The following is a 13,830-nucleotide window of genomic DNA, read 5'->3' as shown; positions in this document are numbered from 1 at the left end:
CGCCGCAAGCGTCTGAAAGGTCGTGACTGGGCGCCGTATGTGTTCGTGAGCCCGTTCTTCATCATATTCTGTCTGTTCGGGCTGTTCCCGCTGCTGTTTGCGGTCTACCTATCCTTCCACCAATGGGACCCTGCGATGGGCCTGGAGGCGATGAAGTGGGTCGGTATTGAGAACTACACCTACATCCTGACTCAGGATGACTATTTCTGGAAAGCCTTGTACAACACCGTCTGGCTGGGGCTGGCTTCCGGGTTGCCACAGCATTTGATTGGTCTGCCCCTGGCGTATCTGTTACATACGGTCTTTGGGCGTATGCGCAACACCGTGGTGGGCGTCTACTTCCTGCCCTTTATCACTTCGTCGGTGGCGATTTCCCTGGTTTTCACCACGCTGTTCTCGCGTGACTTCGGTGCGGTCAACAGCTTCTTGACCGGGATGTCTCACACCCCGGTGATCGGTTGGTTGTTCCCGGCGCAGAACATTGACTGGGGCCAACCGCAGTACATCAAGCCGATGATTGCCTTTGTGGTCTGGTGGCGTTATGTGGGCTGGAACACGGTGATGTATCTGGCCGCCCTGCAAACCATTTCCAAGGATCTGTTCGAAGCGGCCACCATGGATGGTGCCACCCGCGTGCAACAGTTCCGCTTCATTACCTTGCCATTGCTCAAGCCCATGATGTTCATGTGTGTGACCTTCACCATCATCGGCAACCTGCAGCTGTTTGAAGAGCCCTTCATCATCACCGGCGGTTCGGGCGGCCTGGATATGGCGGGCCTGACCGTTGCCATGCACATGTATCGCACCGGCTTCATGGATAACGACTTCGGCACCGCTGCTGCGATTGCCTGGCTGGTCTTTGCCCTGATCGTCGTCCTCACCGTGATCAACAACAAGCTGCTGGCGAGCAAGGAATAGGAGCAGCCCATCATGAAATCGAAAATCTCTCTACCCAGCCTGCCCATCCTGTTGGCCTACCTGATCATCGCCGTTGGCGGCGTGATGATGTTCGCCCCGTTCTGGTTCATGTTCGTGTTCGCTACCCACACCAACACCGAGATCCTCTCGGTGCCCCCACCCCTGTGGTTTGGCACACACTTCTTTGAGAACTGGAACGACTTGCTCGGGCGTCTGCCTGCGTTCTGGCACAACATCGGCTGGAGCGTGTACATCGCCATTGCCACCACGGCTGCAAACCTGTTCTTCTGTTCGCTCGCCGGCTACGCCTTTGCGATGTACCAGTTCCGCTACAAGAAACTGATCTTCGGCCTGATCATGTCGACCATGATGCTGCCCTCCTTCGTGGGCATCATCCCGACCGCCTTGACCATGAGCTGGATCGGCTGGATGAACCAACCCAAGGCCCTGATCGTGCCGGCCATGGTGGGTGCCTTCGGCATCTTCCTGATGCGCCAGTACATCGAGTCCGCGATCCCGAAGGAACTGATCGACGCCGCCCGCATTGATGGCTGCAGTGAGTTCGGCATCTACTTCCGGGTCATCCTGCCCCTGATTGGACCGGCACTGGGCACCCTGGGGCTCTTGACCTTCATCGGGTCCTGGAACAACTTCATGGGCCCCCTGGTCGTGATGCGTGACATGGACATGTACACCATCCCGCTGGCGCTACGCGCGCTGCAAGGCACCGGCCAGACCCCTTACGGGGCGATCTCGGCAGGCTCGGCCGTGGCCGTGCTGCCACTGATGATCCTCTTCGTGATGGCGTCCAAGCGATTGATCTCCGGATTGACCGCAGGTGCGGTGAAATCATGACAAAAGAATTTGTGGATGTAGGTACTCCGATTGAACAGCGCTGCGTAGCGCACTAGGAAAGAAGCAGATCTATGACAGGCGTAACCCTGCGCAATGTGCGCAAGACTTATCCCGATGGCACCCAAGTTCTTCATGGTATTGACCTTGAGATCAAGGATGGAGAATTCACTGTATTCGTAGGGCCTTCTGGCTGCGGCAAGACCACACTGCTACGAATGATTGCAGGGCTGGAAGACATCACCGACGGGGAAATCCGCATCGGTGACACCCTGATCAATGATATTCCCCCGGCTGAACGCGGTGTGGCCATGGTGTTCCAGAGCTATGCGCTGTACCCCCACATGACCGTNGCGGAGAACATGGGNTTTGCNCTCAAACTGGCNGGCAAGAGCAAGNANGAAATCAAGGCTGCGGTGGGGCGTGCAGCNGAAATCCTGCAAATCAATCCGCTGCTTAACCGCAAGCCCAAGGCATTGTCTGGCGGGCAGCGCCAGCGGGTCGCCATTGGCCGGGCCATCGTGCGGACTCCCAAGGTATTCCTGTTCGACGAACCGCTATCCAACCTGGATGCGGCGCTACGCGTACAGATGCGCATTGAGCTATCCAAACTGCATGACGAGTTGGGTGCCACGATGATCTACGTGACCCATGATCAGGTTGAAGCCATGACGATGGGCGACCACATTGCGGTATTTGATTGTGGTGTGATCCAGCAGTTTGGCGAACCTCTAGAGCTTTACCGCAAGCCGCAGAGCCAGTTTGTCGGCGGCTTTATCGGCAGTCCCAAAATGAATTTTTTGAATTGTCAGTGTAAAGCTGTGGATAACGGGATGAATGCCATTTCAATCCAGGGGGCTCCGCATTTTGAATATCGCTTCAAAGGGAATTTTGCTTCAGGTGGAGAGGTGATACTTGGCATGCGACCTGAAGATATGCGGGTAGCTGAAAGTGGGCAGGGTATTCCCGTCACGGTTGATCTGCTGGAACACCTGGGGGATTCCGTGGTTGTGTACGCCACACTGGGGAATGGCGGGCAGGTGATTACAGCAAAGGTGCCAGAGGTGGGAGCAGGGCTGCGCCATGGCGACAAGATATCACTGGTTCCCAGGATGGACACTCTGCATGTGTTTGCCAAGGATGGGCGACGCATTTCGGCCTGAAAGAACAGATGAAAACATGCTTGGATGCTGAAAGTCTCTTCTGTGTTAGTCATCTCGTATGGCTATTTGGTGGAGGGGCTTTGCCGCCACGAAGCCTCTCCAGTTTTCTTCTTGAAGAAAACGCTATCAGCATGAAGGCTATTTGTAGCTCAGGTTCATTTTTAGAAACATAAGCTTGAGTGTCACTCTTTTGAATAGACATGAAAGCGCTTCCATGATTTTGCAGAACAGCGACGACGCTGGTCGCAAATACGCCCCGGGGGGGCTTTTACAACGCAATGAGGAGATCATGATGAGTACAACACATACTGCCAAGCTCACCGTCGCCGCGCGTGCAGTGGCCGTAGCCACACTGGCTTTGGCTGCATCACATGTTCAGGCTGATATGTCTGTTGCCGCTGACGTGCAGGCACGCGTGGGGGTGCTTGATCGTAGTGGTGGTTGGAACAATGGCTATACGGGGCGTCAGCAGGCAGCAGTCGATGGAAATATGGCCTTGTGGTTCAGTGGCTCTCGGGATTTGAAGGGGGGATACAGTGCAGGCTTCAATTGCGCCAGCGTGGCAACCACCACCAATGGCGCACTCGCAGCATACGATGGTAGCGCGGGTGGTGCCATGCCGGTTCACAACGGCTGGGATAAAGCCTTTGTTGATAACGAAAACTGGGCCAACAATGGTCACGGTGGCGGCTTTGCTTCTTATGGTGATTTGAACGGTGACAACAAAGGGGTGCTGTGTAACGATGAAGTCTACGGCAGCCTCGGAACACCTTTCGGTACATTCCGCGTGGGTAACATCATGAACCCAATGCGCTTGTTGTACGACACCACGACCGTTGACCCAATCTGGGGTAACCAACGTGCATATTACGCGCTGGCCGATCTGCGTGGTAACGCACTGCGCTATAGCAACAGCTTCGGCCAGTTCAATATGGAACTGCAATTCAATACGCCCAGTAACTATACGGCCAAGAGCAGCACGAATACAACAGGCCAGGCGCAGACCGCTTTTGTAAGCTATGACATGGGCAATGGCACCCTGTTGGGTGCCGGGGCCATGCACCTGAGCGGTGCCAACGTTGACAAGACTGCCAGCTATTCCTCGTCCGATGGTGCCTTTGGCCGTTCATATGGGGTGACTGCCAAAACACTTGTCGGGCCTGTGATGTTGGCTTACACCTACATGCGCGGTGGCCTGGGGATCAATGATATCCCTGATGAAATCAAGCGTAGTGAACACATGTTCAAGATCCAGTACGACTGGAACAAGTGGAGCTTCCAAAGCTACCTGAGCCGCCATATCTACAAGGCTCACACGATTGGAGCGTGGGGTGGAAATTTCTATGTGGACAATTCATCTGTGACGTTTGAACGCCTGAAAGTGACACGAAATGTTGTCGATCTATGGGCTTTGTATAACGTTGGGGTAGGGGCTACGACCTATGTCCGTTTCAACTGGACGGAAAAGAAGTTCACCGCGCTGGATGCAAATTACAAGACAAACCTGCGTGCAACCAAGTATGAGGCGGGTTGGTTAATGCACTTCTAATTGCTTGACATGGTGGTGTAGTAGGACAGGGCGCGCGGGATCGGGCGCCCTGTAGTCTTGTATGAATAGTGGGAGGAGAGCGTTTATGTTTTCCGTACCGTCTGTTTTGTCCGTTGCAAGCTCCCGTCGTCGCTTCATGTATGCCGGACTGGCTATTGTTGCCAGTCCGGTGCTATCTGCGGCACCTGTGGCGACGCCTAAAGAAACGAATGGTGGACCACCATTGCAGGTTGAATATATCCTCTTGGCCAACCAGAGACGTACACTGGTGCAACGTATTGCCAAGCTGTATGCTCAAGCAGTTGTGGGGGCTCGGGTATCAGATGCCAAGCGAGTTATCTCAGATTCTGTGAAACGTTTTGATGCGCTGCAGCAGGCTCATCTGGATGCCTATCAACGTTCTGGTACGCCGAATTACCAGATTGAATCAACGCTACAGAGAATCGGTTCTGATTGGATCAAATTTCGTGCCCTGGTGAGCGCACAACCTTCTTTGGCGAATCTTCCTGCATTGGCTAATCAGTGCACCAGTTTGTCGTCGCTGATCAATCAAAGTGCAGGCCCGACTTCCTTGTTTCTGAGTGGTTCTCCACTGGGGCAGTTGGTGGATTATTCGGGCAAGCAATGTCTGCTTTCCCAGTTGATTGCCAAATGCTATTTTTTCCGGGCTTTGGGTTATCAAGGCGAGGAAGCGAGCCGCCAGATTGCTGAAGCGAGCAAGGAGTTTGCAGAGAATGCCCAGTTGCTGGCCAAAGCGCCTGAAAACACGGGTGAAATCAAATCTCTGCTTTTGTTGGCCCAGACTCAGTGGCCATATTTTGAGGAGGCCGTGAGTAAACTTGAGCGCAAAGATGCCGCGCAGTTTGACTATAATGTGGCGACAACTGCAGAAAATATCTATGAAGTCTTGGATCGGACTAATTTGCTGTACTACAAGTTGATGTAATGCCAACGTTCTTTCCCGGGGCGTGGCATGTGATGGCTCTGGGCGCTGCCTTGGATCGTCTCCCCAAGGTTAGTGTCCAGAGTTCCTCACGGTGCGTGTTTTATATGCCGAAATAGCGCCCAGGGCGATGGTTGACCGCGATGACCATGTTCAGGATGACTGCACTGAGGATAGAGAGTGCAACATGGTATGGATCGACGACAAAGAAGGAGGCCAGCACAATGCAGCAATCCGCTCCCATCTGGAATTTACCGGCACGGATGCCATAGTGTTCCTGTAGAAAAATGGCGAGCACCCCGATTCCACCCAGGCTGGACCGATGGCGGATCAGAATCAATAGGGCAATTCCGGCAAGAAGCCCGGACATGATGGATGCAAATACGTCGTTGAGCTTATCGATATGCAAAAGAAGTGGAAGCATTTCGCTATATACCGACAACAGCGCCACGGCAGTAAAGGATTTGATGGTGAAGGCGAGCCCGAGCGAGCGGAAACCGAAGGCATAGAATGGCAGATTCAGTAGGAAAAACAGTAGGCCAAAGCGCCAGCCGCTGAGGTAATGAGCCAGGAATGCAACACCCGCAATACCACCGGTGAGGAGCCCGGTTTGGCGAAAGAACATGACTGCAAGTGCCATAAATAGAGGCCCTACCAAAATGGCCTGAATGTCCTCGGACAAAGAATGTGGCACAGGTGTGGGCGTAACAGGATTGTTCATCGTGTTTGTCTGAATACGGTTGATGGAAAATGACACAATGCCAAGCAAAATGAATGCCGGGTTGTGGACGACAGTATGCAGGGAAGGATAGGCAATGAGTATATACAGGATATTGGCGGTGTTTGCGCTGGGTGGATGTCTAGGCGCTTGCGCCAGCATGGGGTCTGCTGGTTCGAAGATGAGCAAAAGCAATTTGCCAGAGGGGGCGATCCAGGAAGCTGGAGGGATTCCCGCCGGATGGCAGTTGGTGTGGGCCGATGAGTTTGACCAGGACGGGCTGCCTGACCCCAAAAAGTGGGACTACGATACCGACCGCAATAGCAAAGGTTGGTATAACAACGAGAAGCAGTATTACAGCCGGGCCCGCCCTCAGAATAGTCGGGTTGAATCGGGCGTGCTGATTATCGAAGCGCGGCGTGACGATACCGGCGGCTTTTCTGATTCAGGCGGGCAGGATTATTCATCAGCCCGTCTGGTTACGCGTGGCAAAGCGAGCTGGACCTATGGTGCCTGGGAGGTGAGGGCCAAGCTGCCGTGTGGACGGGGGACTTGGCCTGCGATCTGGATGCTTGCCGACAAACCCAATATGCAGTGGCCGGATGATGGTGAGATTGACATTATGGAACACGTAGGCCATGACAAAGGCGTAGTTCACGGCACCATCCACACGCGTGCCTATAATCATATGCGTTCCACACAAAGGGGTTCGGAGCTGCGTGTAGAAGATGTGTGCGGGAGTTTCCACCGTTATCAGATGGTTTGGACACCAGAGGCGATCACGATGGGCGTGGATGATCGTAATTATTTCCGCTTCGTCAATGACGGGGATGGCAGCAAATCGACGTGGCCGTTTTCAACGCCGCAATACTTGCTTTTGAATGTTGCCGTGGGGGGAACTTGGGGTGGTGCACAGGGAATCGATAATTCGATATTTCCGGTGCGGATGGACGTTGACTATGTGCGCGTTTGGCAGTCACCCAAGGAAGCGGCGAGTGCACCTTGACCCATCCAAAGCCCGTCAGATCTGGCGGGCTTTGGATGGGTTCTCTTTAATTATGCTCAATGCAAATGCTTGGGTACTTGTTCGGCCTTGTCCTCTGGCAGTTCGGCATGGACTGCTTCGCCCTCGGCTGAGGGGTAGAGCGGGGCGCCGCAGTCGTCGCAGTATTCCAGCGGAAAGCGGCTGTCGAGCTGGGTGATGTGCTGGATGCCGCTTTCCTTGAGTGCTGCTTCGATCTGGCCAGGGACTTCCGCTGCGTCATCCTCTGGGCCGAGCAGGGGCCAGACTACGCCGTGTACAATGCTGCCGTTATCCTTTGTGGCAAAACCCACCCGGTATTCTTCAAGTTGATGGTCATGAAACAAGGCGATGATGGCATGCAAATCCGAGGGGGCCACTTCCAGTGTGGTACTCAGGAATGCGGTAGAGGCCTGGATCGAATAGGGGCGTGAGGCCCGGTCTGACTGACGGCAGGCCGCAAAATAGGCGTCGGGCATCACCATTTGGGTGGCGCAACCGGTGAGTAGCGGTGCCAGGCAGGCGCCAGCCTGTGCGCTCCATTGGTTGGCTGCCTCTTCGCGGGTGCCGTCTTCTTCTTGCCAGCGGAATAAGGGCGACCCTGGGGTGACTTCGACCGCAGCCAGGATGTAGCGCACGTCAGAGAGAAAGCGGCCCGTTTCCGGCAACAAGGCGGTGTTAATGTGCAGGACTTGGTTGTCAGGGATCAATTGTGCAAATTTCTGGGTGAACTTGGCTGTTTCACAGTAGCCTTGCGGGAGCTGATCCGGGCTGAACAAGGTGTCAGCCAGGGTGAGTTTGACGCCTTCTGCCAGCACATGGGCCTGCATGTGTACGCGAAGATTCGTGAGCATCTTGGCTGGAATCGTCGTGGCTGGGATGGAGAAGCGTGACCATGCCTGCACGGGGGCGGCCAAGAGCAGCACTTCACGGCCATCCGGCAGCAATGTCTGTTCGGCGCTGGATTCGATGGCATCAGCCAGCACACCATAGGCCCGCATATTGGCAGTAAACAGATGATCGAGTGCGGCGTTGATACTCTCTTCACTGCCTGAGTTCAGGAGCGTCTCCACCTCGGCGCGCAGTTTCTGTTCCCAGAATGCATCTTCGGCTCGGCTGCCTGAATCGGCCAATCCGTTGGCAAGCCAGAGCAAGTTTTCCGTATCTTGTGGCAAACCGCTATGGCGCCCAAAACGAGAGCGTTTCATTCCCGTAATTCCTGCGTTGAATAGTTGATCTGAAAGTCTAGCACCGAGTGGGCATCTGGCTGTTGGCTAAATGCTTGGTTTGAGTGCAGCAATGGCGTCGGCAGGAGCCAGCGACCAAGGCAGTATCCCCAGGCAGGGGGCAGGGATCAACTGATGCAAGCTGTCAATCGTGTCTGCTTGGCGCGGCATGGTGGGCGACAAGGTATTGCCGATCCAGCCCGCCAGGGTGAGCTTGCGTGCCAGAATGGCTTCAACGGTGAGGAGCGCATGGTTGATGCAGCCCAGGCGTAGCCCTACGACCAGTACCACCGGCAGGCCCAGTGCGACGGCCAGATCCGCACTGTCAAAATCCGCGCCCAGGGGGACACGGAATCCGCCCACGCCTTCAACCACGATTCGTTCGAAACGTGGTGCAATCGCCCGGTAACCTGCAAGAATCGGTTCCAGTCGCAGGCTGCGGTTTTCATCTTTGGCGGCAGCATGCGGAGCAATTGCGGCTTTCAGGCAAATTGGATTGACTTCTTCAATGCGGATGCCTGGGCTACAGGCGGCGTGAATGCGTTGGGCATCGTCATTGACGAGTGTGCCATTCTGCCAGATGCCGCCCGCCGCAATCGGCTTGTAACCCGCCGCGCTAAAGCCCAGGCTACGCCAGGTGTGGAGGAGGGCGCAGGCGGAATGGGTTTTGCCGATTTCGGTGTCGGTGCCGGTGAGAAAACAATGTTCAAGAGTGATCAGGTTTGATTGCATACAGGTAGAGTGCGTCATAACTGAGGGGAAGCCCTTGGGGCTCGCGCATGGTTTCGTAATTGGCCTGGATGCGCTGCCAAGCACTTTTGCCCAGCAGACCGGGGCGACGACGTTGCCCGCCGAGTTCGCCAGCGCCCAGGGTACGGATGTTCTTGATAAGGCTGGCAGCGTCCGGCCCATACACTGTGTGCATCTGGCGGAGGATGACGATGCTTTCAAAGCCCGCAGCTTCAAGCGCATGGCGATATTCCTCTGCGCTACGAAAACCCAGTACGTGTGGATACTGGTCGGTGCCCGCAAAAGCCCGATTGAGTTCCATGAGTGTTTGCGGCCCCAGGGTGGCGACGGCAAGCGATCCTCCGCGCTTGAGAATCCGGTGGGCCTCCGTGGCCGATTGCAGCGGGTTTGTCCATTGCCAGGCAAGGCTTGAGCAATAGCTGTCCAGACTCGAAGCCTGAATGGGGAGTGCTTCCAGATCACCGCAGATCACGCGATTCACACGTGCTTCGTGGCACATGCTAAAAGCATGGTCGAGTGCTGTAATCTGTAGGCTTGGCGTCTTGCTGGCGAGCAGGCGGAAAGCATATCCGGTGCCACATCCTGCATCCAATACGGTGTTGCCAAAAGGGACGGGGGATGCGTTCAGCAGGTGTGCGGCAATCTCCCGCTGGATGCCTGCAACACTGTCATATGCAGAGGCGGAACGTGAAAAGGACTGGCGTACTGCGTGTTTGTAATCAGGATGCGGCAAGACATACCTCATGGATCAAGGCGGCGAGTGCTTCCGGTTTTGCAAACAAGGGGGCGTGCCCCGCATTGTCTTCCACTATCAGGCGGCTGCTTGGAAGATGGGCATGCAGGTATTGGGCTGCGGCAAGAGGCATCAGCGCATCTTGCGCACCGTGAAGCAGAGTGCAGGGGATAGGCTGGGTGGGGAGTTTTCTGCGCAGATCAGTTGCGGCCAATATCTGTAAACCGGTCTGCAGAGCTGTGGTGTTGATTTCATCCTGCGCCAGGCAGGGTTCCAGAATTTTTTGCAGGCCGGGGCGATCCTGCTCCCCCATCACCTGCAGGGCAAGGAAGCGCTTCAGGGTGCGAGCGGTATTACAGGCAAAATCCGTCTGGAACTGGCTGACAATTGCAGGTGCCAAGCCATGCTCCCATTCTTCCAAAGCCACGAAACACGGGGATGCTCCGATCAGAAACAGCCCCGCCAGTTTTTCTGGGTGGCGTTGGGCCAGACTCAGCGCCAGCATTGCGCCCAGTGACCATCCTATCAGAACGCTGTGCTCAGGCAGGGTGGCGGCCAATTCATCGGCCCAAACGGCGATGTCTGGGGTTTGGGGGGATAAAGCGGGGGTTTGTATGGAATAGCCGGGAAGCCTGTCGATAAGAGGCTGCCATACATTGGGGCGATAGCCCCAACCATGCAAGAGCACCAGGTTTGCCGTCATGCCAACTCGTTTTCGATGGTGTGCAAGGCATCTACCAAGCGCTTGGTATCTGCTTCAGTGTGTGCTGCGGACAGCGAAATCCGTAACCGTGCAGAACCTGTCGGTACGGTAGGTGGGCGGATTGCCGGGACGTAGAGGCCAAGCTCCCGCAAGCGCGTAGAGGCTTTGAGTGCCACCGCATTATCTCCCACCACAATCGGTTGGATCGCTGTGCGTGAGGGCAGGAGACGGAAACGGCGCAGATGCAGGCTATTCCGCAAAAGTTCGATATTGCGGTTCAATTGTGCCCGCAAGGCATCCCCGTGCTCAATCAGGTCAAGGGCGCAGAGCAGGGTTTCTGCCAGCAGGGGGGGGCTGGCTGTGGTGAAAATGTAAGGCCGTGCTTTTTGCAGCAGCCAATCAATCACGGTGGCAGAGCCTGCAACAAATGCCCCGGCGACTCCGGCAGCTTTGCCCAGGGTGCCCATCAGGATCAGGCGCGGGGAGCGTTCCGTAATTTCCGCCAGCGAGCCGCGCCCCTGTGGGCCCAACACGCCAAAACCATGCGCGTCGTCAATCAGCAGCCATGCATCGTGTTTGTCCGCCAGCTTGATCAGGTCAGCCAGTGGGGCAATGTCGCCATCCATGCTGAACACCGCGTCGCTGATGATCATTTTGCGTACAGCCTTTGATGCCTGCAATGCGTTATCCAGACGAACCAGATCCAGATGGGGGTAGCGCGTGAGATCGGCGCGGGCCAACTGAGTAGCATCAACCAGCGAGGCGTGGTTGAGGCGATCAGCAAAAATGGCATCTCCTCGCCCCAGCAAGGCCGGAGGAACCGCAAGATTGGCCAGGTAGCCGGTAGAAAAGCTGAGGCAGGCCTCAAAACCAGTGAAGGCGGCAAGGCGTTGTTCCAGCGCATCATGCGCCAGGGTGTGCCCACTGACCAGGTGTGAGGCGCCAGAGCCGACGCCCCAGCGCTTTGCCCCTCGCTGGGCCGCTTCAATCAGGGCCGTGGAGTTTGCCAAACCCAGATAGTCGTTACTGGCAAAGGACAGGAAGGACTGTCCGGCATAGTCGTACAGAGGGCTGCAAGGCAGCGTTGCGGCACGGCGTTGTCTGAACAGATCGCTTTGGCGGACTTCGGCGAGCTTGGTGGCAAGCTCTTCAAGGATATTATGTCTGGAGGGCATTGAAACAGGGCGAGTGCAGGAAGGAGAGCATTTTAACCGCTCCCGTGGCTTGGGTTTGTGCTGCGGCCTGGATACAGTATTCTAGCCCGCAAAGCGCATTTTACGCCCGATCACCTGATATGGCTGCCTATACGGTTCTGAAGGGCAGGGTGTGTGGGCCAATCAATAAAATCTGTTAATGAATCATGAGTGAGACAAAACGAATGCGTATCTGGGTGGATGCGGATGCTTGCCCGGTGCCAATCAAGGAAATCCTTTTCCGGGCGGCAGAACGCAAGCAGTTGGAAACCTGTCTGGTGGCCAACCAGATGCTCAGGGTGCCCGCGTCGCCCTACATCAGAGCCATACAGGTGCCTGGTGGTTTTGATGTGGCGGACCACTACATTTTGCAGCAGATCAAACCAGGGGATCTGGTAGTGACTTCGGATATCCCCCTGGCCGCCGGGGTGGTCGAGCGTGCAGCCCTGGCTATTTCGCCTCGTGGGGAACTGTATTCCGAAGCCAATATCCGTGAAGCCTTGTCGATGAGGGACTTTATGGAGAGCTTGCGTAGTGCCGGGGTGCAAACGGGTGGGCCGGCTGCGTTTGGCCCTGCCGATCGTCAGGCGTTCGCCAAACGGCTGGATCAGCTGCTGCAAAGGGTATAGTCTCCTCGCGCAGGGGCAAGGGTCAGCCCCTATTCTAATGACTGAACGTTGTCATTAGCATTCCGCGTGTTTGACTTACATAATAATTTCCGGGTGGCAGGCGTGTGGCGCACTTAGGTCGGGGTATCCCCCTGGCTTGAATGTGTATCTGCGCGGGTCTTTATGTCGCCTGATATCACAGGAGGCTGTCATGAATCACTTTTTCAAGCGTCGTACTCTTCTTTTAGGCGGCGCCGCTGGGCTTGCCCAGGCAGTATTAGGCGGATGCTCACGCAAGGGGCCGCCCACTATCGGGCTGATGCTCGATAACATGTCGATCGAACGCTGGTTGCGTGACCGCGACTATTTTGTGGAAGCAGCGAAAAAAATCGGTGTTGAAGTGGCAGTCAAGTGGGCCAATGGGGATGAGAATGGGCAGGTCAAACAGTTCCTGGAATTGGTTGACCGCAAGGTGGATGCCATTGTTGTACTGCCCCTGAACGGCAAATTGTTCAAGGATGCGGTGGCCAAGGCTAAGGCTGCAAGCATTAAGGTTGTGGCATATGACCGGATTATTTTCGATGCAGATATTGATGCCTATATCTCTGTTGATAATGCTGAAATCGGCCGTATGCAAGTCAATTCAGTGATCAAGGCAGCTCCTAAAGGAAATTATTTCTTGTTGGGTGGGGCCAATACTGATGGCAATGCGCTGGTATACCGCGAGGAACATCTCAAGGCGCTTCAACCTTTGGTGGACAAAGGGGATGTGAAGATTGTCGGCATGGAATGGGTGACTGATTGGGACCCGGCTGTGGCTTCTGACATCATGATCCAGGTATTTGAAAAACATCTCCAGATTGATGCCGTGGTGGCCAGTAACGATGGCACCGCTGGAGGCGTCATCGAGGTACTCAAGACCCGTGCGCTGGCAGGCAAGGTGCCGGTTTCCGGGCAGGACTGTGATTTGGATGCCTGCAAGCGCGTACTCAAGGGTACACAGACCATGACAGTCTACAAGCACCTGAAAGATCTGGCCACGCTGGCTGCCGATACAACGCTGGCCTTGGTCTCTGGCAAGGAAGTCAAGTACGAAGGGCAATTGCCCAATGGGTTTAAAAAGGTGGATACCAAACTGCTCAAACCCACCTTGATCACCAAGGAGAACATGGATCTGCTGGTGAAAGAAGGGATGTACACCCGCGAACAACTGGGGATTTGAGCCGTACCCCGTTGACGCTGATCAGAGTGGAAGAGGCGCCACAGCACTAATGCCGTTCACTTAGGTGAGCGGCATTTTTCATTTTTGGGGTTGTGCGAAGGTGTAGAAAAACGACGGGGGCGAAAATGCCCCCGTGTCGTCAAAGCAAAATCCCCACAGCTACTCAGTTCGGCACATTAAAGAGCCTTAACTGAACTGCATCAGCGCACTACTGCAGGCTTTGGTGTTTTT

General features: G+C 55.4%; 15 protein-coding genes. 8 read left to right on the top strand and 7 right to left on the bottom strand.

Translation table 11 applies throughout. From position 1 onward, the window contains the following. The 3 genes from B145_RS0111045 to B145_RS0111035 form a co-directional block, all read left to right on the top strand. Positions 1-918, top strand: a 918-nt coding sequence (locus tag B145_RS0111045) for a carbohydrate ABC transporter permease (protein WP_018607332.1), incomplete at its 5' end; no start/stop codon positions are given. A gap of 12 nt (positions 919-930) precedes the next feature. Further along, on the top strand, positions 931-1,773 hold the full coding sequence (locus tag B145_RS0111040) for a carbohydrate ABC transporter permease (RefSeq protein WP_018607331.1): 843 nt from the start codon (positions 931-933) through the stop codon (positions 1,771-1,773). A 71-nt stretch (positions 1,774-1,844) separates the two neighbouring features. Next, positions 1,845-2,933 carry an ABC transporter ATP-binding protein gene (locus B145_RS0111035; RefSeq protein WP_018607330.1) on the top strand — a complete coding sequence of 363 codons (1,089 nt, stop codon included), beginning with the start codon at positions 1,845-1,847 and terminating at the stop codon, positions 2,931-2,933. Between the two features lie 49 nt (positions 2,934-2,982). Here B145_RS0111035 and B145_RS28620 read toward each other — a convergent pair whose 3' ends face one another. Then, entirely contained in the window at positions 2,983-3,135 is a 153-nt protein-coding gene (locus B145_RS28620) for a hypothetical protein (protein ID WP_157288374.1), read from the bottom strand. 90 nt (positions 3,136-3,225) lie between these two features. On the opposite strand from B145_RS28620, the gene B145_RS0111030 reads away from it, so the two are divergent. After that, entirely contained in the window at positions 3,226-4,482 is a 1,257-nt protein-coding gene (locus B145_RS0111030; protein ID WP_157288373.1) for a porin, read from the top strand. A gap of 85 nt (positions 4,483-4,567) precedes the next feature. Next, positions 4,568-5,428 (top strand): hypothetical protein, encoded by an 861-nt coding sequence (locus B145_RS0111025; RefSeq protein WP_018607328.1) that lies wholly within the window; start codon positions 4,568-4,570, stop codon positions 5,426-5,428. A 100-nt stretch (positions 5,429-5,528) separates the two neighbouring features. Here the strand turns inward: B145_RS0111025 and B145_RS0111020 are convergent, their stop codons facing one another. Next, on the bottom strand, positions 5,529-6,305 hold the full coding sequence (locus B145_RS0111020) for a YitT family protein (protein WP_018607327.1): 777 nt from the start codon (positions 6,303-6,305) through the stop codon (positions 5,529-5,531). Between the two features lie 19 nt (positions 6,306-6,324). On the opposite strand from B145_RS0111020, the gene B145_RS0111015 reads away from it, so the two are divergent. After that, entirely contained in the window at positions 6,325-7,149 is an 825-nt protein-coding gene (locus tag B145_RS0111015; protein ID WP_245541851.1) for a glycoside hydrolase family 16 protein, read from the top strand. Between the two features lie 56 nt (positions 7,150-7,205). Here the strand turns inward: B145_RS0111015 and B145_RS0111010 are convergent, their stop codons facing one another. From B145_RS0111010 to bioF, 5 genes are all read right to left on the bottom strand, one after another. Beyond that, positions 7,206-8,372, bottom strand: coding sequence for a DUF2863 family protein (locus B145_RS0111010; protein ID WP_018607325.1), 1,167 nt, complete (start codon positions 8,370-8,372; stop codon positions 7,206-7,208). Positions 8,373-8,438: 66 nt separating this feature from the next. After that, complete coding sequence (bioD, locus tag B145_RS0111005) at positions 8,439-9,122, bottom strand: dethiobiotin synthase (protein WP_018607324.1); 684 nt, start codon at positions 9,120-9,122, stop codon at positions 8,439-8,441. Further along, positions 9,097-9,873, bottom strand: a complete 777-nt coding sequence (locus tag B145_RS0111000) for a methyltransferase domain-containing protein (protein ID WP_018607323.1) — start codon at positions 9,871-9,873, stop codon at positions 9,097-9,099. Before B145_RS0111000 ends, bioD begins: the two co-directional genes overlap by 26 nt. Next, positions 9,860-10,576 carry an alpha/beta fold hydrolase gene (locus tag B145_RS0110995; RefSeq protein WP_018607322.1) on the bottom strand — a complete coding sequence of 239 codons (717 nt, stop codon included), beginning with the start codon at positions 10,574-10,576 and terminating at the stop codon, positions 9,860-9,862. Before B145_RS0110995 ends, B145_RS0111000 begins: the two co-directional genes overlap by 14 nt. After that, a complete protein-coding gene (bioF, locus tag B145_RS0110990) occupies positions 10,573-11,751 on the bottom strand; it encodes an 8-amino-7-oxononanoate synthase (RefSeq protein WP_018607321.1) in 1,179 nt (392 codons plus the stop codon). Before bioF ends, B145_RS0110995 begins: the two co-directional genes overlap by 4 nt. Before the next feature lie 203 nt (positions 11,752-11,954). Here bioF and B145_RS0110985 point away from each other — a divergent pair, with 203 nt between their 5' ends. Beyond that, entirely contained in the window at positions 11,955-12,398 is a 444-nt protein-coding gene (locus B145_RS0110985; RefSeq protein WP_018607320.1) for a YaiI/YqxD family protein, read from the top strand. A gap of 190 nt (positions 12,399-12,588) precedes the next feature. Beyond that, positions 12,589-13,599 (top strand): substrate-binding domain-containing protein, encoded by a 1,011-nt coding sequence (locus tag B145_RS0110980; RefSeq protein ID WP_018607319.1) that lies wholly within the window; start codon positions 12,589-12,591, stop codon positions 13,597-13,599. Positions 13,600-13,830: the final 231 nt, after the last annotated feature.

It is taken from the genome of Uliginosibacterium gangwonense DSM 18521, assembly GCF_000373965.1.
Classification (GTDB): domain Bacteria; phylum Pseudomonadota; class Gammaproteobacteria; order Burkholderiales; family Rhodocyclaceae; genus Uliginosibacterium; species Uliginosibacterium gangwonense.
The sequence above is the reverse complement of the archived record's forward strand: the minus strand, read 5'-3'. Positions and strand labels throughout refer to the sequence as shown.